Source organism: Sinorhizobium prairiense (genome assembly GCF_029201645.2).
Lineage (GTDB): Bacteria > Pseudomonadota > Alphaproteobacteria > Rhizobiales > Rhizobiaceae > Sinorhizobium > Sinorhizobium meliloti_A.
Genome location: NZ_CP104131.1, coordinates 2900597 through 2921461, shown reverse-complemented (window position 1 = coordinate 2921461; position 20865 = coordinate 2900597). Strand labels below are relative to the sequence as shown.

Below are 20865 nucleotides of genomic sequence, written 5' to 3'. Positions count from 1 at the left end.
GGCACCTCAGCTGCGCTCGGGCCAGGCCAGCCAGTCGCGCATGAGCTGGTGCGCAATGGCGCCCTTCGGCGGCGGAATGTGCTCGTCTCCGGTGTCGGCGACGCCCGTGGCGCGCTCCAGCATCGCCTCGGTTTCCGCCCGCGTGAACCAGCGGACGTCTTCCAGTTCCTGTTCGTCGCGCTTGATGGCGGTCGACTTCGCTTCCGCATAGCAGCCGATCATCAGCGAATGGGGGAGCGGCCAGGGCTGCGACGCATGATAGCGCACGCGGCCGATCCGGATGCCGGACTCCTCGAGCGTTTCCCGGCGCACCGCGTTTTCGATCGTCTCGCCCGGCTCGACGAAACCGGCGAGGCAGGAATACATGCCCGGCGTAAAATGCGGGCTGCGGCCGAGCAGGCATTGATCGCGCTCGACATCGATCGTCAGCATGATAACGACCGGATCGGTACGCGGGAAGACCATGTGCCCGCAGGCCGTACAGATGCGCCTATAGCCGCCAGCCGCACCGTCCATCGGGCCGCCGCAGCGGCCGCAGAACCGGTTGCCGGCGTTCCAGACGATCAGGCTCGACGCCTGCGCAAACTGCCCCAGCAGGTTTTCCGGCAGCATCTGCTGGCGATAGAGCATGCGGGCATCGGCGATCTTGAAGGGCTCCGGCACCGTCTCCTCCGTCAGCCCCGAAGGCACGGCAAGACGCGGCTCGCCGTTCGGCAGAAAGCCGAGCAGGACCGCATCGTCCATGGTCGGCTCGAGCCCCGCCAGTTCATAGGGTGCGAAAAGCGGATCGATGACCTTCTCGTCGTGCTTGACGATCAGCTTCGCCCCGGAAAAAGCCAGGAAATGCGCGCCGGGATGCTTGAGCGCCGCCTCGATGCAGTCGTCGGGGCGGTGCTCGGACCGGCGGTCCAGGTGGTTCTCCGCGAAGGCGACGAGCGTGCTCGGCTCGGGGTGCGGGCTGTGAAGATCGAAGATCGTTTTCGTCATGCTCAGAGATTTTCCATGATGCGTGCTGCGAATGCCCTGTGCTCCTCCTCCGGCCATGGCTCGGCCTTGCCGAAGCCCCAGACCGGGCCCGGCCAATTCGGATCGCCTTCACGACGGGCGATGATATGCACGTGAAGCTGCCGGACGATGTTGCCGAGCGCGCCGATATTGATCTTTTCGGCGCCGGTCGCCTTCTTCAGGCCTGCCGCTACCAGATTGGTCTCGAAGGTGAGCATCGCCTGGTCGAGCGGCGTCAGTTCGAAGACCTCCGTTATGTCGGCGCGCTGGGGTACGAGGATCAGCCAGGGCCAGCGCCGATCGTTCATCAGCCGCATCTGGCACAGCCCGAGCGTGCCGATCGGTATGCCGTCGCGCTCAAGTCGCTCGTCAAGCGTGAAGGTCGTCAAGAAACTCTCCTCGGCATCAAACGGATTCGCTTTGTTTTGCATATCGATACCAGTTTTTTAAAGGCTTGGCTTGCATTTGCTGCGGATATTGCCGATATGAAAGCCGGGAGGTTGGTGGTGGACGAGCCACTCGCCAACCGGGTCAGGTCCGGAAGGAAGCAGCCCTAACGAGCCCCGGCACGGGTCATCGTGCCAGCCTCCCACCTTCTCCGTCCTGTCGGGACACCACCTTCTTCGTCCCTGTCGGGGCACCACTTTCTTTGTCCCTGTCGGGACAAGAGTTCGAACAGCGGCAGGGTCGATGAGCGACGAAGCGCCCACTTCATCCCCGATTTTACCCGTCGAGAAACCGGCCGCCTACCGTGTTCTGGCGCGCAAATACCGTCCCAAGGACTTCTCCGACCTGATGGTCGGCCAGGAGCCGATGGTGCGCACGCTCACCAACGCCTTCGAAACCGGCCGCATCGCCCAGGCCTATATGCTGACCGGCGTTCGCGGCGTCGGCAAGACGACGACGGCGCGAATCCTGGCACGGGCGCTGAACTACAAGGCCGCCGAGATCGACAAGCCCACCATCGACCTTCGCGTCCCCGGCGAACATTGCCAGGCGATCATGGACGGCCGCCATGTCGACGTGATCGAGATGGACGCCGCCTCGCATACCGGGATCGACGATATCCGCGAGATCATCGAGCAGGTACGCTATCGGCCGGTCTCCGCGCGCTACAAGGTCTATATCATCGACGAAGTGCACATGCTCTCGACGCAGGCCTTCAATGGCTTGCTGAAGACGCTCGAGGAGCCGCCGGAGCATGTGAAGTTCATTTTCGCGACGACCGAAATCCGCAAGGTTCCGATTACCGTCCTGTCGCGCTGCCAGCGCTTCGATCTCCGGCGCATCAGCGCTTCCGATCTGGTCGGCCTTTTCTCCACCATTCTGGGCAAGGAGGGAGTGCCCTTCGATCCGGAGGCGCTGGCGATGGTGGCGCGGGCAGCGGAAGGCTCGGCGCGCGACGGCCTGTCGCTGCTCGATCAGGCGATCGCCCATGGCGGCGGTTCGGTCGAGATTGAAACCGTGCGTTCGATGCTCGGCCTTGCCGATCGGGCGCGGATCGTCGATCTGTTCGAGCATGTCATCAAGGGCGACGTCGCCGCCGCGCTTGGCGAGTTCGCCGCGCAATACGAAGCCGGCGCCAATCCGACCGTGGTCCTCACCGACCTTGCCGACTTCACCCACCTCGTGACAAGGCTGAAATATGTGCCCGACGCGGTCAACGACCAGTCGCTGAGCGAGATCGAGCGCACGCGCGGGGCCGAATTCGCCGGCAGCGTTGCGGTGACGACGCTGTCGCGCGTCTGGCAGATGCTGCTCAAGGGCATTCCCGAGGCGGAGAGCTCGGCGCGCCCCGCAGGTGCTGCCGAGATGGTGCTGATCAGGCTCGCCCATGCCGCCCATCTGCCTTCGCCCGAAGAGGCCGCGCGGCGGCTTCTCGATCTTTCGGGTGGCGAAGGCGGCGGGCGCCCGGCCCCGAACGGCGGTGGTGGCGGCGGCGGTGCGCAGGCGCCTGCAGGCACCCCGGTCGAGGCTCGCGCCGTGGAGACGGCCGTTTCGCGTCCAAGCGGCAATGGCGCGACCATGCTGCGCGCCGTGCCGAGCTCCGCGGCCCAGCCGATCGGTATCGGCCGCATCGAAGAGCGCACGGTGGCGAGTGCCGCTCCTAAACCCGAACCGAAGGTTGCTGTCAATTCCATCGGCGACATCGCCGATCTCTGCGCCAAAAACCGCGACATCAAGCTGAAGACGATGGTGCGCGGTTTCCTGAGGCTCGTGCATATCGAACCCGGCCGGCTCGACGTCAATCTGCCCGACGACGCACCGAAGACGCTGCTGAACGAACTCGCCGTCAAGCTCAAGGAATGGACGGGTATCCATTGGGTCGTGAGCTACAGCCGGGAGCAGGGCGAACCGACGCTGGTCGAGGCCGAGCAGCGCGCGCAGGAGCAGCGCGTCAACGATGCGCGCCAGGACCCGGACGTCGCTGCCATTCTTGCGCGCTTTCCAGGGGCAAGGATCACCGACGTGCGCATCCGAGCGGCGGTAGAGGAGGTCGAGAGCCTCGCTCCGGCCGCGGCCGAATCCGAGGACGGCGACATCGTCCCGGGCGACGACATCGAGTAGCCGCGTCGCACAGGCGCGGCGCTTCAGAGTATTTCCAGGAAAAGCGTGTAACGGTTTTCGTCCGGAAGTGCGTAGGGCCAAAGAATACCAGAGAACAGGAGACGACGATGCGCGACATCATGGGCATGATGGGCAAGGTCAAGGAAATGCAGGCCAAGATGGAGAAGATGCAGGCGGAAATCGCCGCGCTCGAAATCGACGGCACCTCCGGCGGCGGGCTCGTCACCGTCCGTCTCGACGGCAAGGGCCACATGAAAAGCCTTAAAGTCGATCCCTCGCTCTTCAAGGAAGACGATGTCGAGATCCTCGAAGATCTGATCGTCGCGGCCCATAAGGATGCCAAGGACAAAGCCGAGGCGGTGCAGGCGGAAAAAACCCGCGAACTGACCGCCGGTCTGCCGATCCCCCGGGCATGAAGCTGCCGTTCTGATCCTCGGCCCCGCAGAGGCTGGCGCCAGCCGAGATGCGTGCTATCTTGCGGACCGTTTTCCGGAGGAGGGAGTGACATGACCGTCGCAACGCTGCTCGTCTTTGCCGGGGCGCTGCTGATTGCCGCCGGGTCGCCGGGGCCGAGCATTGCCGCGCTCGTCGCCCGGGTGCTGTCCAAGGGCGCCCGCGACGTCTTGCCGTTCCTCGCGGCCATGTGGATCGGTGAGGCGATCTGGCTCTCCTTTGCGGTTGCCGGTCTCGCGGCGATCGCCGAGACGTTCCATTGGATGTTCGTCGCGATCAAATGGGCGGGCGTCGCCTATCTCCTCTTCCTCGCCTGGAAGATGTGGTCGGCCGAGCCGCAAACGCCCGGCGAAAGCCTGCCGGAGGCGCGATCGGCATCGAAGATGTTCTTCGCCGGGCTGACGATCACGCTCGGCAATCCCAAGATCATGATGTTCTATGTGGCGCTGCTGCCCTCGATCATCGATCTCGGCTCCGTCACCCTCTTCGGCTGGGCCGAACTGGTCGCGACCATGTTCGTAGTCCTCGTCGCGATCGATGTCACCTGGGTGCTTATGGCCGCAAAGGCGCGGCAGTTCCTCAAGAGCCGCCGGGCGGTAAGGATCGTGAACCGTGCTAGCGCAGGCACGATGGCCGGCGCGGCGGTGGCCATCGCCACGCGCTGAAGCGCTACGATTCCGATTGGCGGCGATAGACGGTTGGTCTAAAAGCCGGGCATGGCAAAGCGAGTCACCGGCCCCGAAATCGAAAAGCTGATCCAGCTCCTGGCGAAGGTCCCGGGCCTCGGGCCTCGTTCCGCCCGCCGCGCGGCGCTGCATCTCGTCAAGAAGAAGGAACAGTTGCTCGGCCCCCTTGCCGAGGCCATGGGCGAGGCCCATCGCAAGGTCAAGATCTGCTCCTGCTGCGGCAATGTCGACACTATCGACCCCTGCACCGTCTGCACCGACGAACAGCGCGACCAGGCGGTGATCATCGTGGTCGAAGACGTCGCCGATCTTTGGGCGCTGGAGCGCGCCGGCGCCATGAACGCCGCCTATCACGTGCTCGGCGGCACGCTGTCGCCGCTCGACGGCATCGGGCCGGAGGATCTGAACATCAGGGGCCTCATCGACCGCGTCGCCAAGGGCGACGTGCGCGAGCTGATCATCGCCGTCAACGCGACCGTCGAGGGCCAGACGACGGCGCATTACATCACCGATCGACTCGAGGGCATGCCGGTGAGGATCACGCGCCTCGCCCACGGCGTGCCCGTCGGCGGCGAGCTCGACTATCTCGACGAGGGAACGCTGGCCGCCGCGCTCCGGGCGAGAACGGCGATTTGAGCATTCGCCTCCGCAGCTTCAGTTTCAAGGAAAAGAAATGCTGAGATTCCTTTCCATTCTGCTCCTGGCCTGCCTGTCTTTCGCTACCTTCTCCTTCGCCGCTTCCAAGGCCGACGTCGAAGCGCAGTTCCGGCAGTGGCTTCGAAACGATCTCTGGCCGGAGGCGCAGAAGGCCGGCGTATCGAATGCGGCCTTCGAAGCAGCCTTCGAGGACGTCCGGCTCGACTGGGACCTGCCCGACCTCGCGCCGCCCGGCTTTCCCAAACCGAAGCAGCGCAAGCAGAGCCAGGCCGAATTTTCCTCTCCCGGATCCTATTTCTCGGAAAAGCGCCTGCAGGGTCTTGCTGCGACGGGCCGCAGCCTCGCCTCCGCCCACGCCTCGACCTTGAAGCGGATCGAGAGGACCTATGGTGTTCCCGGTCCGATCGTCCTTGCCATATGGGGCAAGGAATCCGGCTTCGGCCGGGCGAAGATCCCGCATCCGATCATGGATGTGCTGGCGACCAAGGCTTTCATGTCGACCCGGCCCGAGCTTTTCCGGCGCGAACTGATCGCGGCGCTGCATATTCTCGACAGCGGTGACGTCAAGGAGGCACAGATGCGCGGCTCCTGGGCAGGTGCCATGGGCCAGCCGCAGTTCCTGCCTTCGAGCTTTCTGAAATACGCCGTCGATTTCGACGGGGACGGACGCCGCGACATCTGGAATTCCGTGCCGGACAGCCTCGCTTCGATTGCCAATTATCTGGCGCAGAAGGGTTGGCAGAGCGGGCGCGACTGGGGTTTCGAGGTCGCGATCCCCTCGGGCGTCTCCTGCGCCCAGGAAGGCCCTGACCTTGCCCGCCCGATCGCCGAATGGGCCGGCATGGGGATCGGCCGCATTTCGGGAAAGGCCTTCCCGGCGGCAGAGCGTGCCGCGGCAGGCATGATGCTCGTGCCGGCGGGGACCCATGGACCGCAATTCATCGTCACGCCGAATTTCTACGTGATCAAGGAATACAATAATTCCGATCTCTACGCGCTGTATATCGGCAATCTGGCCGATCGCATCGCTTCCGGCGGCGGTGCCTTCCGCGGCAGATGGGGCGATGTCGGCGGCATGTTGCGATCCGATGTGCTCGGAATGCAGAAGGCGCTGGTCGCGAAAGGCTACGACGTCGGCAAGGCCGACGGGCTGCCGGGCTACAAGACGCGCCGCTCGCTCGGCGACTGGCAGGCGAAGAGCGGCCTCGAGCCGACATGCTTTCCGGATGTTTCGCTGAAAGCAAAGCTTCGGTGAGTGACGTGGCCGATGGGCGGTTCCGCCTTTCACGATCCCATCGATCGCCCCTCCCCAATCCCTCCTCATGAGCGGAGGGGGTGGGGGGAGTTTTTCAGGGAGCGATCACGCCCCGACTCTCCTCAATGCATCTCGACGGATCGCTTGTAGCGCTCGTAGTGATCGGGAACGATCGTCTGGCGCTCGATCATGCGATGGACACGCGGCGGGTTCGGGCCGCGATGGAACGCGGTCAGCTTGTCGCCGACGGCGGCGTCGGCCTGGGTGCGCCGCTGATTGTGGCGGACATATTCGACCCAGGTCGGCACGTGGTACGTCTCGGTCCAGGTGGTCGGGTTTTCGAGGTCGCGCATCAGCGCCCAGTGGCCGGCTCCGTCGCGGATGCGGATACGCCTCCGCTCCGCCATCGTTTTCAGGAACTCGGGGATGTCCTCATCGGCGATCTCGTAGTCGATCATGACGACGATGGGGCCGCTGCGCGGCTTCAGGTCGAGCTCGAGCAGCGGCTCGTTGAAGCGGTTGAGCGGGTCGAGATTGAGCGACTTGAACTCCGGCAGGGCGAAGCGCAGTCCGATTGCCGCTCCCGCGAGCATCAGAAGACAGGAGCCGATGAGTGCGTTGGCCGCGCCGTATTGTTCGGCAGTGACGCCCCAGAGCCAGCTGCCGCCGGCAATCCCGCCGAAGGTCATGGTCTGGTAGAGCGAAAGCGCCCGGCCGACGACCCAGCGCGGCGTGGAGAGTTGCACCGTCGTGTTGAAGAGCGACAGCGCCAGCACCCAGCAGGCACCGGACACGGCGAGCACGAGGCAGGTCAGCCAGGCCTGCGAGCTGATGGCCGTGACCAGGGCGCTGAAGGCGAAGCCGGCGAAGGCATAGCGCACGATTGCCTCGCTGGTGAGGAATTCCCTCAGCCTTGCACTCAGGAGCGCGCCGCCGATCGCGCCGACGCCGAAGGCGCCGAGCATGACGCCGTAGGTGAGCGGGCCGCCGCCGACGAGGTCGCGTGCCACCAGCGGCAGCAGTGCAAGTATGGCGCTCGCCGAAAGGCCGAAGGCGAAGCCGCGCACGAGCACTTTACCGATATTCGGCGACATCGCCACGTAGCGCAGCCCCGCAGAAACCGCGCGCCCGAGCGTCTCGCGCGGCAGCCGGTTTTCGGGAGCGACCGGTTTCCATCGCGCGAGCGCGAAAAGGATCGCGAAATAGCTGAGCGTGTTGGCGGCAAAGGCAGCCGCCGCACCCGCGGCCGCCACGATGGCGCCGCCGATCGCCGGACCGACGCTGCGGGTAAGATTGAATCCCATGCTGTTCAGCGCGACTGCAGCCGGCAGGTCGTCGCGCGGAACCATGTCGCCGACCGAGGCTTGCCAGGACGGGTTGTTGAGAGCGGTGCCGCAGCCGAGAAGAAAGGTGAAGATGAGCAGTAGCCACGGCGTAACGATACCGTAATAGGCGCAGACCGTGAGCAGCGCCGAGACGGCGAGCATGAAGCTCTGCGCGACGAGCATGATCCGCCGCCGGTCGAAATTGTCGGCAAGTGCGCCGGAAACCAGCGAGAAGAGCATGATCGGCAGCGAGGTCGACGCCTGCACCAGCGCCACCATGTTCACCGATTGCGAAATGGACGTCATGAGCCAGGCCGCACCCACGGCCTGGATCAGCCCGCCGAAATTGGAGGCAAGGCTCGCGATCCAGATGGTGCGGAAGATGTCGTGCCTGAAGGGCGCCAACGGCGATATGCGGTTCGTCACCTCTGATCTCTTTCGGTTGCTCGTCATGTGGATTGCTTCGTTATAAACCTCGGAACGCGATGCGCCAGACGCTGAAACTTGCGTTCGGGCCGAAAGGTCCGACCCGGCGCCTGCGCGACCCTTGCAATTTACGGCAATGAAGCGTATATGAGCCTCAAATTCTTGATCGGTTAGATGAAGAGTGGGGCCGTGAGGACCCGCTCTTTTTATTAGCCGGTCCGACGAGGAGAGGATCGTTTGTCCGATACGACAACGGCTGAAAATACGAATGAACCCCGGCTGATTACCGAAACCGGCCTCGACCGGCGTGTTGCCGACATCATCGAGCCGGTGCTCGTGGATATGGGTTTCCGCCTGGTGCGCGTGCGTATGTCCGGTCAGAACGGCCTGACGCTGCAGGTCATGACCGAACGCAACGACGGCACCATGACCGTCGAGGATTGCGAGGAGGTCTCCAAAGCGATCTCGCCGGTTCTCGATGTGGAAGATCCGATCGACAAGGCGTATCATCTCGAAGTGTCGTCCCCGGGGATCGATCGCCCCATGGTGCGCAGGTCCGACTTCATCCGCTGGCAGGGCCATCTGGTGAAGTGCGAGACCTCGGTCATGGTCGACGGGCGCAAGCGCTTTCGCGGCAAGATCGTTTCGGTGGACGAGGATGGCTTCCGGCTCGAGCGCGACCAGCCCGCCTATGGTGAAGAGGCGGCAGTCGCGATCCCGTTCACGGCGCTTTCGGAGGCGCGACTGATCCTGACGGACGAGCTCATCCGCGACGCGCTGACGGCCGACAAGAAAGCCAAGGCCGCGCGCGCCGCCAACGAAAACTTCGAAGACGAAGACACAGACAACGAATAAGGCTGGGTGCGCTTTCGATGCGCCTGCAACAGACGGAGACAAGACATGGCAGTCAGTGCTAACCGGCTCGAACTTCTGCAGATCGCAGATGCTGTGGCACGCGAAAAGGTCATCGACCGTGAGATCGTTCTGGCCGCGATGGCGGACGCGATCCAGAAGGCGGCTCGTTCGCGCTACGGTTCGGAATCGAACATCCGCGCCGACATCAATCCGAAGACCGGTGAAATCCGTCTCCAGCGTCTCCTGGAAGTGGTCGAGAAGGCCGAGGACTATTCGACCCAGATCCCGATCGAGCTCGCCCGCGACCGCAATCCCGATGCAAAGCTCGGCGATTTCATCGCCGATCCGCTGCCGCCCATGGATTTCGGCCGCATCGCCGCCCAGTCCGCCAAGCAGGTGATCGTGCAGAAGGTGCGCGAAGCCGAGCGCGATCGTCAGTACGAGGAGTTCAAGGATCGTGTCGGCGAGATCGTCAACGGCACCGTCAAGCGCGTCGAATACGGCAACGTCATCGTCGATCTCGGCCGTGGCGAGGGCATCATCCGCCGCGACGAGATGATCCCGCGTGAGAACATGCGCTATGGCGACCGCGTCCGCGCCTTCGTCTACGACGTCCGCCGCGAGCAGCGCGGACCGCAGATCTTCCTGTCGCGCACGCATCCGCAGTTCATGGTGAAGCTCTTCACCATGGAGGTGCCGGAAATCTATGACGGTATCATTCACATCAAGTCGGTTGCCCGCGACCCGGGCTCGCGCGCCAAGATCGCCGTCGTCTCCAACGATTCGTCGATCGATCCGGTCGGCGCCTGCGTCGGTATGCGCGGCTCGCGCGTGCAGGCCGTGGTCGGCGAGCTCCAGGGCGAGAAGATCGATATCATTCCCTGGTCGCCGGATCCGGCTTCCTTCATCGTCAATGCGCTGCAGCCGGCGGAAGTGGCCAAGGTGGTTCTCGACGAGGACGCGGAACGCATCGAGGTCGTGGTTCCGGACGAGCAGCTTTCGCTCGCGATCGGCCGCCGCGGCCAGAACGTGCGCCTTGCCTCGCAGCTGACCGGCTGGGACATCGATATCCTCACCGAGCAGGAGGAAAGCGAGCGTCGCCAGAAGGAATTCAACGAGCGCACGCAGCTCTTCATGGATGCGCTGGACGTCGACGAGATGGTCGGTCAGGTGCTCGCCTCCGAGGGCTTCGCCCAGGTCGAAGAGCTCGCCTATGTCGAACTCGACGAAATCTCCTCCATCGAGGGCTTCGACGAGGATACGGCAAACGAGCTCCAGACCCGCGCCCGCGAATATCTCGAAAAGATCGAGGCGGAAATGGATGCCAAGCGCAAGGAGCTCGGCGTTTCCGACGAGCTGCGGACAATCGATGGCCTCACCAGCCAGATGCTGGTCGCTCTCGGCGAGGAAGGCATCAAGACGATCGAGGACTTTGCCGGCTGCGCCGCCGACGACCTCGTCGGCTGGACCGAGCGCAAGGATGGAGAGACCAAGCGCTTCGAGGGCATCTTCTCGAAGTTCGAAGTCACCCGGGAAGAGGCCGAAACCATGATCGTGCAGGCTCGCCTGGCCGCCGGCTGGATCACCGAAGAGGATCTGGTCAAGCAGCAGGAGGAGGAGCAGGAGCAGGATGAGACGATCGAGGTCGCCGAAGGCGCGGATCAGGACGCCTGATCGCGATGATCGTCGAGATCGATGCCGACAGCCTGCCTGCGGACAAGGGTCCGAAGGACCGGAACGGCAACAACCGGACCTGTATCGTCACGCGTGAGAGCGGCTCTCCTGAAGAGTTGATCCGCTTTGTCGCCGGCCCCGACGGCGTCGTCGTTGCGGATCTGAAGCGGCAGCTCCCGGGGCGCGGATGTTGGGTCAAGTCCGAGCGGCAGCTCGTGGAAAAAGCGGTGGCGAAGAAGCTCTTCGCCCGCGCTCTTCGCGCCGAAGTGAAGGCGAATGCCGGGCTCGCGGACGAGGTCGAGAGACTTCTCGCCGAGCAGCTCGCGGGCATGATGAACATGGCGCGCAAGGCGGGCCAGTTCATCTCCGGCGCGACGAAGACGGAGCAGGCGGTGCGCGGCCTTGCCGCGCTGGCCGTCTTTCATGCGATCGATGCGGCCGCGGATGGCGTCCGCAAGATCGATCAGGCCCGCAAGGCGATGAGCTTCGTCAGCGAGGACGAAACGGAAATACCCGCTTTCCGCCCCTTCACGGGGGCGGAAATGGAGGGACTTTTGGGAAGTAATGCCTTTATCCATGCCGCAGCGCTTGCAGGGCAGGCAGGTGAAGGTGTAGTGAAGCGCGCAATCATGCTCGAAAAGTACCGAGGATCCGTCCCGGTCCGGGCCGAAGGCGGCGCTGGCAAGCCACAGCAATGAAGCGCGTCACCGGCAGAGACCGGCATAGCGAGCATTGTTTGAGACAATTTGGAAGACAGGGTCAGGGGTTTCGTATCCGGCCCTGATCGCTAGGAACGGAACGGAATGACGGACAACAAAGACGACAAGACACTCAGCGTAGCGGGCAAGAAGACGCTGACCCTGAAGCCCTCCGGGGTGACGCAGGGCACGGTGCGTCAGGATATGGGTCGCGGTCGCACCAAGGCGGTCGTGGTCGAGACCAAGAGAACGCGCGGCCCGCTGAAGCACAAGGACGAGCGCCCGATCACGCCGGTTGCCGCCACGCCTGCCGCCCGCCCGGCTGAGCAGCGTCCGATGCCGCCGCAGCCCTCGGGTCGTCCGGCTCCTCAGCCGCAGCCGCACCAGCCGCGCCAGGAACAGAACCGCCCTCGCGGCGGTGTCGTCCTGAACGACCTCTCTGCCGGTGAGATGGAAGCCCGCCGCCGCGCCCTGGCGGAAGCCCAGATTCGCGACGCCGAGGAAGCCAAGCGTCGCGCCGAGGACGAAGTGCGCCGCCGGCGCGAGGAGGAAGAGCGCCTCGCCCGCGAGAAGGAAGAGGCTGCGCGCCGTGCCGCCGAAGAGGCTGCACGCCCCCCGGTAGAGGCTGAAAAGATCGAGGAGAAGGTCGAGGCTGCAAGTCCCGCCGTCGGCGAACGCCGTGTCGAGACGCGCCCGCAGCCGGGACGCCCGGCTCCGGCTGCAACGCCGGCGGGGCCGGACGGTGCAGCACTTCGCGGCCGCCGCGGGACCGAGAGCGAGGAAGACGAACGCCGCCGCAGCGGTGCCGGTGCTCCCCGCGGCAAGGTCGTGCGTCCGGAACCGGCCAAGCCCGCTCCCCGCGCAAAGGGTGACGAGGGCCGCCGCCAGGGCAAGCTGACGCTTACGACGGCTGCCGTGGACGAGGATGGCAGCCAGCGCGGCCGTTCGCTTTCGGCGATGCGCCGCCGCCAGGAGAAGTTCAAGCGCAGCCAGATGCAGGAAACGCGCGAGAAGATCTCCCGCGAAGTCGTCCTGCCGGAAACCATCACGATTCAGGAATTGTCGCAGCGCATGTCCGAGCGCGCGGTCGACGTCATCAAGTTCCTGATGAAGGAAGGCCAGATGATGAAGCCCGGCGACCTGATCGACGCCGATCTCGCGGAGCTCATCGCCGGCGAATTCGGCCACACGGTCAAGCGCGTTTCCGAATCGGACGTCGAGGAAGGCATCTTCAATATCTCCGACGTGGACGACGACATGCAGTCGCGGCCGCCGATCGTGACGATCATGGGTCACGTCGACCACGGCAAGACGTCGCTGCTCGACGCCATCCGCCACGCCAACGTGGTTGCCGGCGAGGCAGGCGGCATCACGCAGCACATCGGTGCCTACCAGGTCGAGCAGAACGGCCAGAAGATCACCTTCATCGACACGCCCGGCCACGCGGCCTTCACGGCCATGCGCGCCCGCGGCGCCCAGGCGACGGACATCGCCGTCCTCGTCGTCGCGGCCGACGACAGCGTGATGCCGCAGACGATCGAGTCGATCAACCATGCCAAGGCGGCCGGCGTTCCGATCATCGTGGCGATCAACAAGATCGACAAGCCGTCCGCGAATCCGCAGAAGGTCCGCACCGAGCTGCTGCAGCACGAAGTCTTCGTCGAATCCATGGGCGGTGAGGTTCTCGACGTCGAGGTTTCGGCCAAGAACCAGACCAACCTCGACAAGCTTCTCGAGGCGATCCTGCTGCAGTCCGAAATCCTCGACCTCAAGGCTAATCCGAACCGGACGGCCGAAGGCACGGTGGTGGAAGCCGAGCTCGACCGCGGCCGCGGTGCGGTTGCGACCGTCCTCGTGCAGAAGGGTACGCTCACTCCGGGCCAGATCATCGTCGCGGGCGATCAGTGGGGCCGTGTGCGCGCACTCGTCAACGACAAGGGCGAACATGTGAAGGCCGCCGGGCCGTCGACGCCGGTCGAGGTTCTCGGCCTCTCCGGAACGCCGGCGGCGGGCGATCGCTTCGCCGTCGTCGAGAGCGAGAGCCGGGCGCGCGAGATTTCGGAATATCGCCAGCGGCTCGCCCGCGAGAAGGCGGTTGCACGCCAGTCCGGTTCGCGCGGTTCGCTCGAGCAGATGATGACCCAGCTCCAGACCTCCGGCGTCAAGGAGTTCCCGCTGGTCATCAAGGGCGACGTGCAGGGCTCGATCGAAGCGATCTCCGGCGCTCTGGACAAGCTGGGCACAGACGAAGTGCGCGCCCGCATCGTTCACTCGGGTGCCGGCGGCATCACCGAGTCGGACGTCTCGCTTGCGGAAGCTTCGAACGCAGCCATCATCGGCTTCAACGTCCGTGCCAACAAGCAGGCGCGGGATGCGTCCGAGCGTGCCGGCATCGAGATCCGCTACTACAACATCATCTACGACCTGGTGGATGACGTGAAGGCGGCGATGTCCGGTCTCTTGTCGCCGGAGCGGCGCGAGACCTTCCTCGGCAATGCCGAGATCCTGGAGGTGTTCAACATCACCAAGGTCGGCAAGGTCGCGGGTTGCCGCGTCACCGAGGGCAAGGTCGAACGTGGCGTCGGCGTCCGTCTGGTACGCGACAACGTCGTCATCCACGAAGGCAAGCTCAAGACGCTCAAGCGCTTCAAGGACGAAGTCTCCGAGGTTCAGTCCGGCCAGGAATGCGGTATGGCCTTCGAGAACTACGAGGACATCCGTGCCGGCGACACGATCGAGTGCTTCCGCGTCGAACACGTCACGCGGACGCTCTGATCCGATCCGGCAGGGTATTGGCGAGCGCCGGATCGGCTCCGGCGCTCGCTTTTTTTGAGTGAGAAGGCGCGCGACGCCGCCCGCCTCTCGCATGTTGGAACCGATCGCGTTTCGATGAGGGTTTGATACGCCCGATCGGCGCGGTCCAGGGTGAAACGATGGCCAAATCCACATCCTCCGCTCCGTCCCAGCGCATGCTGCGCGTCGGCGAACAGGTGCGCGCAGCGATCACGCAGGTGCTGCAACGCGGTGAAGTACTCGATCCGCTGATCGAAAACACGGTGATTTCCATTTCCGAGGTGCGCATGTCGCCCGATCTGAAGATCGCCACGGCCTATGTGACCCCACTCGGGGTCGCCGATCACGCGGCGGTTATCGAAGCGCTGAACAGGCATGCGAAATTCATTCGCGGGCGGCTCGGCCCGCAATTGCGGCAGATGAAATACATGCCGGACGTCCGGTTCCGGGACGATACCAGCTTCGACAACTATCAGAAGATCGACTCGCTGCTGCGCTCGCCGGAGGTCAGTCGCGACCTCGATCGCGACGCCGACGACGAAGAGTAAGCGACAGAACCGATGTCCAGACCCCGTAAACCAAAGGGCCGTCCGATTTCGGGATGGCTGATCCTCGACAAACCCCTCGATTTCGGTTCGACCGAGGCCGTATCCAAGATCAAGTGGCTGTTCAAGGCGCAGAAGGCGGGCCATGCCGGCACGCTCGATCCGCTCGCCTCCGGCATGCTGCCGATCGCGCTCGGCGACGCGACGAAAACCGTTCCCTACGTCATGGACGGCCGCAAGATCTACGAATTCACGGTGGCCTGGGGCGAGGAGCGCTCCACCGACGATCTCGAAGGCGAAGCCGTCCGCTCTTCCGCCGCGCGTCCGGAGGAAGAGGCGATCCGCGCCCTGCTGCCGAAATATACCGGCGTAATCGCGCAGGTGCCGCCGCAGTTCTCCGCGATCAAGATCGGCGGCGAGCGCGCCTACGATCTCGCCCGCGACGGCGAAACCGTCGAGATCCCGGCGCGGGAGGTGGAGGTCTTCCGCCTGTCGCTCATCGGTTCGGCTCCGAATCTCGCTCACTTCGAGATCGAGTGCGGCAAAGGCACCTATGTCCGTTCGCTTGCCCGAGACATGGGCCGCGATCTCGGCTGCTTCGGTCATATCGCGTCGCTGCGCCGCACCTTCGTCGCTCCTTTCGGCGAGGAGGACATGGTGCCGCTCGCCGACCTCGTGGCACTGGAAAAGATCGAGGACGAGGCGGAGCGTCTCGCCGCGCTCGACGCCTATCTGATCGACACGGGGGAGGCCCTGTCCGACCTGCCGCATATCGCGGTCAGCGACGACCAGGCGCACCGGCTCAAAATGGGCAATCCGATCATCCTGCGCGGGCGTGACGCACCGCTGCCCGCGCCCGAGGCCTATGCCACCGTTCAGGGCAAGCTCGTGGCGATCGGTGAGATCGCGCAGGGCGAGTTCCGGCCGAAGCGCGTTTTCGCCTCCCAATAATTCTGCTGGTCGAAAATCGATCTTGCGCGTTTAAAGTCGAGCGGCGCGGCACGCGCGGCGTATACTCGTTGTGCGCCGAAGCCCATATTGTCATTGTGGGCCTGCCGGCCGCGCTCGAATCATGGACGGGCGGCCCGGAAGCACACGGCACCCGCTCCGGTAATGCGGCAGGGAATCGGCAAGAGGCGTACATATGGTGGAAGCGTCAGAGAAGAGCCGGGAAGATGCTTCATCCGGCAGCCTGCAGGCCGCCGCCGGCTTCGTCCGCGATTATCTTCGCAGGCCCTTCAGCTTCTACCTGATCTCGCTGCTGCTGATCGCCATCATACCGCCTTTCATCTTTTCCTTCGTGATCCTGCAGCGCAATCTCGACGCGCAGAGGGAGGAAGTCACGTCTCTGCTGCGCGCCTCCACCGGCTCGGTCACGCGCATCGTCGAGCGCGAGGTCGACGGCATGCTGACGACGCTCCGGGTGCTGGCGAAATCCGGCGCCGTGGACCTCGCCGACATGCGAGGCTTATACGACCGTGCATCGGTCGCATTGGCCAACACCGATTCCCACCTGATCATCGTCGACGCCGACCATGATCTTCTCCTGAGCACCCGCGTTCCCTTCGGGACGCCGCTCGGGCAGGCGAAGGATCCGGAGGTCGATCTCGCCCTGCAGAGTACCGCACCGCTGGTTTCAGGGGCTTTCCCGGCCGAAATCGGAAAGGGCTGGGTCTTCACCGTGTATCTGCCGGTCACGACGCCCGACGGAAAGAAGTATCTGCTGGGTCTTAGGCAGGATGCCCAGCGCATGACGAAAGCCGTCAACCGCGACACGCTTTCGCCCGGGTGGAATGCCGCGCTCGTCGACGGAAAAGGCAAGGTGATCGTCTCCTCGGACTCGTCGGTGAAATCCGGCGACCCGTTCTTTCTCGACGAATTGCCGTTGCTCAGCATCGGCGTCAGCAATACCACCGCGAGGGGTGTGGACTATCGCGTCGCGTCCGAGTTTTCGGTGGTGACCGGGTGGCGTATCGTCGCTTGGGCGCCGAGCGCCATCGTCGATCAGCCGATGCTATGGTCCTTCCTCTGGCTCTCCTTCGGCGGGATCATTTTCGCAAGCATCGCGGTCGCCGGTTCACTAACCATCGCGCGGCTGCTCACACAGGGCGTCCGGTTGCTGGCCATGGATGCACGGCGATTGGGAGCGGGCGAGCCCGTCGAAGCGCGCCGCTACATGATCACCGAGGTCGAGGCGGTATCGACCGCGCTCGCAAGCGCAGCGACGGCCAGGGCCAAGGCCGAAGGCGAGATTCGCCTGCTGATGCGGGAGGTCGCGCATCGCGCGAAGAACCAGCTCACCGTCATCCAGTCGATGCTGGCGCAGTCGGCAAATTCGGCCGAGGAGCCGTCGGATTTCGTCGAGGCGTTTCGCAAGCGCCTTGCGGGCCTCGCGCGCTCGACCGACCTCATGGTGGCCAACGCCGCCTCCGGAGTCGACTTCCGCGAACTCGTGCGCAACCAGCTTCAGCCGTTCATGCCGGCCGAGTCCGACCGCGTCGTGCTCAGCGGACCTGCTCTGCGGCTGGACGCCCAGATGGCGCAGACCCTTGGCATGGCGCTGCATGAACTGGCTACCAATGCCATAAAGCATGGAGCGCTCGCCAACCAGACCGGCATGATCCAGGTCGAGTGGTCGGTGGCGGAGGGTGCGATCGACATTCGCTGGCGCGAGAGGGGTGCCGATATCGTCGCGCCTTCCGGAAAGAAGGCCCGCCGAGGCTTCGGCACGGTCGTGCTCGAGCGCATGCTCGGCCTTGCGCTTCGTGCGGAGCTCGAAAGGACGATGCATGCGGATGGCATCGAATGGCGGATACGCATCCCGCGCGGCGAGGAACTTTCCTCGCAGGAGCCAGGCGGTTGAGGGGCGGATCGTCCTGAGCAAACCACCGCAAATGGATGCCGGAGCATCCGTGCGCAACCGGAATTGACGGTGCGCGGGAGGCGGTGCCGCGCAGCGGTTTCATGACCCTTTCCTTTTGGAACGGATTCGGTTATAGGCACGCCAGCGAAAGGCGCCGCCTCTTCGTGCGAACGGCCGTAGCTGGACGACATCCCGGCTGCCGGCGACCCTCAAATCCTCGAACGAAAGGATCAAACGATGTCGGTTACTGCAGAGCGCAAAGCTCAGATCATCAAGGAATTCGCAACCGTAGAAGGCGACACCGGTTCTCCGGAAGTTCAGGTTGCCATCCTGACGGAACGGATCAACAACCTGACCGAACACTTCAAGGACCACAAGAAGGACAATCACTCCCGACGTGGCCTCCTCGCGCTGGTTTCCAGCCGGCGGTCGCTCCTCGACTATCTGAAGAAGAAGGACGAGGCGCGCTACACCAAGCTGATCGGTGCCCTGGGCATCCGTCGCTAAACGACTGGTCCGGCGGGTTGCCTCGGCAACCCGCCGGCTTTTTCTACAGCCCGTGCGCTCTTCAAAAGGCCTAGGGTATTGTACAGGGCGCCACAGCGCCGCGCGTCCTATCGGACGCGCAACGTCCAGCGGACCGGATGGGCCGGGATCGCGGATCAACCAATGGCCCGTCATGGGGCAGGATTGCAGGATGCTTCGGCGCCTGCTTGCCGAAGCGGCTGCTATACGCAGCGCGGCAAAGCGGTATGCGGCCGGTTTTCTTTGAAGCCTCCCGTTGTCTTGCCCGTGATGCGCCACCATGCGGCTTTGAGATCGCCCGCGCTTTTTGAGCCGCGGAAGGTCTGTCGCACACGAAGGACAGAACATGTTCGAGACACACAAGGTAGAAATCGAATGGGCGGGGCGTCCGCTCAAGCTCGAAACCGGAAAAATCGCGCGGCAGGCCGATGGTGCCGTTCTCGCGACCTACGGCGAAACCGTCGTGCTCGCCACGGTGGTTTCGGCGAAGGCACCGAAGCCAGGCCAGGATTTCTTCCCGCTCACCGTCAACTATCAGGAAAAGACCTACGCTGCCGGCAAGATTCCCGGCGGCTATTTCAAGCGTGAGGGCCGCCCCAGCGAAAACGAGACGCTGGTGTCGCGTCTGATCGACCGGCCGATCCGCCCGCTCTTCCCGGAGGGCTACAAGAACGATACCCAGGTCATCGTCACGGTCATGCAGCATGACCTCGAGAACAACCCGGACGTCGTCGCGATGGTCGCGGCATCCGCTGCATTGACGCTTTCCGGCGTTCCCTTCATGGGCCCGGTCGGCGGTGCCCGCGTTGGCTACATCAACGGCGAATACGTTCTCAACCCGCATCTCGACGAAATGGACGAATCCACGCTCGACCTCGTCGTCGCCGGCACGCAGGAAGCCGTGCTGATGGTGGAGTCGGAAGCGAAAGAGCTGCCGGAAGATGTCATGCTCGGCGCCGTCGTTTTCGGCCAGAAGGGCTTCCAGCCGGTGATCGACGCTGTCATCAGGCTCGCAGAAGTTGCCGCCAAGGAGCCGCGCGAATTCAATCCGGAAGATCATTCCGCTCTCGAAAACGCGATGCTTTCGATCGCCGAAGACGAGCTGCGCAACGCCTATAAGGTCACCGAGAAGGCCGCACGCTATGCCGCCGTGGACGCGGTAAAGGCAAAGGTCAAAGAACATTTCCTGCCGGAAGGCGTCGAGAACCCGGCCCATACCGCCGAAGAGATCGCCGCTGTCTTCAAGCACCTGCAGGCCAAGATCGTTCGCTGGAACATCCTCGACACGAAGAGCCGCATCGATGGCCGCGACCTCGTCACGGTTCGCCCGATCGTCGCCGAAGTCGGCATCCTGCCGCGCACGCACGGTTCGGCGCTCTTTACCCGCGGTGAAACGCAGGCGATCGTCGTTGCCACGCTCGGCACCGGCGAAGACGAGCAGTATGTCGATTCCTTGACCGGCATGTACAAGGAGAACTTCATGCTGCATTACAACTTCCCGCCCTATTCGGTCGGTGAAACGGGCCGCATGGGTTCTCCGGGCCGCCGCGAGATCGGCCACGGCAAGCTCGCCTGGCGCGCCATCCATCCGATGCTGCCGACCACGGAACAGTTCCCATACACGCTGCGCGTCGTTTCCGAGATTACCGAGTCCAACGGTTCCTCCTCCATGGCAACCGTCTGCGGCACGTCGCTTGCACTGATGGATGCGGGCGTTCCGCTCGCCAAGCCGGTTGCCGGCATTGCCATGGGCCTCATCAAGGAAGACGACCGTTTCGCCGTCCTCTCCGACATTCTCGGCGATGAAGACCACCTCGGCGATATGGACTTCAAGGTCGCGGGCACGGACACCGGCATCACCTCGCTGCAGATGGACATCAAGATCGAAGGCATCACCGAGGAGATCATGGGTGTTGCCCTCAACCAGGCCAAGGGAGGCCGCCTGCATATTCTCGCCGAAATGGCCAAGGCCATCTCCGAGAGCCGCGGCCAGCTCGGCGAGTTCGCGCCGCGCATCGAAGTCATGAACATTCCGGTCGACAAGATCCGTGAAGTCATCGGCTCGGGCGGCAAGGTCATCCGCGAGATCGTCGAAAAGACCGGCGCCAAGATCAATATCGACGACGACGGCACCGTCAAGATCGCCTCGGCTTCCGCCAAGGAGATCGAGGCCGCCCGCAAGTGGATCCACTCGATCGTCGCCGAGCCGGAAGTCGGTCAGGTCTATGAAGGCACCGTCGTCAAGACGGCTGATTTCGGCGCCTTCGTCAACTTCTTCGGCGCCCGCGACGGTCTCGTTCACATCTCGCAGCTCGCTTCCGAGCGCGTTGCCAAGACAACCGACGTCGTCAAGGAAGGCGATAAGGTCTGGGTCAAGCTGATGGGCTTCGACGAGCGCGGCAAGGTTCGCCTCTCCATGAAGGTCGTCGATCAGGCGACCGGCAAGGAGATCGTTGCCGAGAAGGGCGAAAAGAAGGACGGCGGCGAAGCCGCCGAGTAAGCCGCCCTCGGCTGAAACCATTCAGGGCGCGGAGCGG

16 protein-coding genes, 1 other RNA gene and 1 pseudogene are annotated in these 20865 nt (G+C 64.2%); 15 read left to right on the top strand and 3 right to left on the bottom strand.

Translation table 11 applies throughout. The features are described 5' to 3' along the window. Positions 1–6 precede the first annotated feature (6 nt). Positions 7–987 (bottom strand): NAD(+) diphosphatase, encoded by a 981-nt coding sequence (gene nudC, locus N0Q91_RS16830; RefSeq protein ID WP_018093851.1) that lies wholly within the window; start codon positions 985–987, stop codon positions 7–9. A 2-nt stretch (positions 988–989) separates the two neighbouring features. Next, the gene (locus tag N0Q91_RS16825; protein ID WP_275596981.1) at positions 990–1436 is read right to left on the bottom strand and encodes an HIT domain-containing protein; all 447 of its coding nucleotides are present in this window, start codon (positions 1434–1436) and stop codon (positions 990–992) included. A 64-nt stretch (positions 1437–1500) separates the two neighbouring features. Here N0Q91_RS16825 and ffs point away from each other — a divergent pair. From ffs to N0Q91_RS16795, 6 genes and pseudogenes are all read left to right on the top strand, one after another. Beyond that, positions 1501–1598: signal recognition particle sRNA small type (gene ffs / locus N0Q91_RS16820), an RNA gene on the top strand. Between the two features lie 97 nt (positions 1599–1695). Next, positions 1696–3573: a DNA polymerase III subunit gamma/tau gene (locus N0Q91_RS16815; protein ID WP_275596980.1), complete on the top strand. Its 1878-nt coding sequence runs from the start codon at positions 1696–1698 to the stop codon at positions 3571–3573. Positions 3574–3680: 107 nt separating this feature from the next. Continuing rightward, positions 3681–4003, top strand: a pseudogene (locus N0Q91_RS16810) (YbaB/EbfC family nucleoid-associated protein). 76 nt (positions 4004–4079) lie between these two features. Beyond that, positions 4080–4691 carry a LysE family translocator gene (locus N0Q91_RS16805; protein WP_275596979.1) on the top strand — a complete coding sequence of 204 codons (612 nt, stop codon included), beginning with the start codon at positions 4080–4082 and terminating at the stop codon, positions 4689–4691. Between the two features lie 51 nt (positions 4692–4742). Then, positions 4743–5348, top strand: coding sequence for a recombination mediator RecR (gene recR / locus N0Q91_RS16800; RefSeq protein WP_275596978.1), 606 nt, complete (start codon positions 4743–4745; stop codon positions 5346–5348). 37 nt (positions 5349–5385) lie between these two features. After that, entirely contained in the window at positions 5386–6624 is a 1239-nt protein-coding gene (locus N0Q91_RS16795; RefSeq protein ID WP_275596977.1) for a lytic murein transglycosylase, read from the top strand. Positions 6625–6746: 122 nt separating this feature from the next. Here N0Q91_RS16795 and N0Q91_RS16790 read toward each other — a convergent pair whose 3' ends face one another. Then, the gene (locus N0Q91_RS16790; protein WP_018093857.1) at positions 6747–8402 is read right to left on the bottom strand and encodes an MFS transporter; all 1656 of its coding nucleotides are present in this window, start codon (positions 8400–8402) and stop codon (positions 6747–6749) included. Between the two features lie 210 nt (positions 8403–8612). Between N0Q91_RS16790 and rimP the strand changes: the two genes are divergently transcribed. The 9 genes from rimP to pnp all read left to right on the top strand — a co-directional run bounded on the left by rimP (position 8613) and on the right by pnp (position 20828). After that, on the top strand, positions 8613–9230 hold the full coding sequence (gene rimP / locus N0Q91_RS16785; RefSeq protein ID WP_003534362.1) for a ribosome maturation factor RimP: 618 nt from the start codon (positions 8613–8615) through the stop codon (positions 9228–9230). A gap of 45 nt (positions 9231–9275) precedes the next feature. After that, entirely contained in the window at positions 9276–10904 is a 1629-nt protein-coding gene (gene nusA, locus N0Q91_RS16780) for a transcription termination factor NusA (RefSeq protein WP_275596976.1), read from the top strand. 5 nt (positions 10905–10909) lie between these two features. Further along, positions 10910–11602, top strand: a complete 693-nt coding sequence (locus N0Q91_RS16775; protein ID WP_003534364.1) for an RNA-binding protein — start codon at positions 10910–10912, stop codon at positions 11600–11602. Positions 11603–11707: 105 nt separating this feature from the next. Beyond that, entirely contained in the window at positions 11708–14377 is a 2670-nt protein-coding gene (gene infB, locus N0Q91_RS16770) for a translation initiation factor IF-2 (RefSeq protein WP_275596975.1), read from the top strand. Between the two features lie 158 nt (positions 14378–14535). Then, complete coding sequence (rbfA, locus tag N0Q91_RS16765) at positions 14536–14943, top strand: 30S ribosome-binding factor RbfA (protein ID WP_100670045.1); 408 nt, start codon at positions 14536–14538, stop codon at positions 14941–14943. 12 nt (positions 14944–14955) lie between these two features. Further along, complete coding sequence (gene truB / locus N0Q91_RS16760; protein WP_275596974.1) at positions 14956–15891, top strand: tRNA pseudouridine(55) synthase TruB; 936 nt, start codon at positions 14956–14958, stop codon at positions 15889–15891. 193 nt (positions 15892–16084) lie between these two features. Further along, entirely contained in the window at positions 16085–17803 is a 1719-nt protein-coding gene (locus N0Q91_RS16755) for a sensor histidine kinase (RefSeq protein WP_275596973.1), read from the top strand. A 237-nt stretch (positions 17804–18040) separates the two neighbouring features. After that, entirely contained in the window at positions 18041–18310 is a 270-nt protein-coding gene (rpsO, locus tag N0Q91_RS16750; protein WP_003534369.1) for a 30S ribosomal protein S15, read from the top strand. 364 nt (positions 18311–18674) lie between these two features. After that, positions 18675–20828, top strand: coding sequence for a polyribonucleotide nucleotidyltransferase (pnp, locus tag N0Q91_RS16745; RefSeq protein ID WP_275596972.1), 2154 nt, complete (start codon positions 18675–18677; stop codon positions 20826–20828). Positions 20829–20865 lie beyond the last annotated feature (37 nt).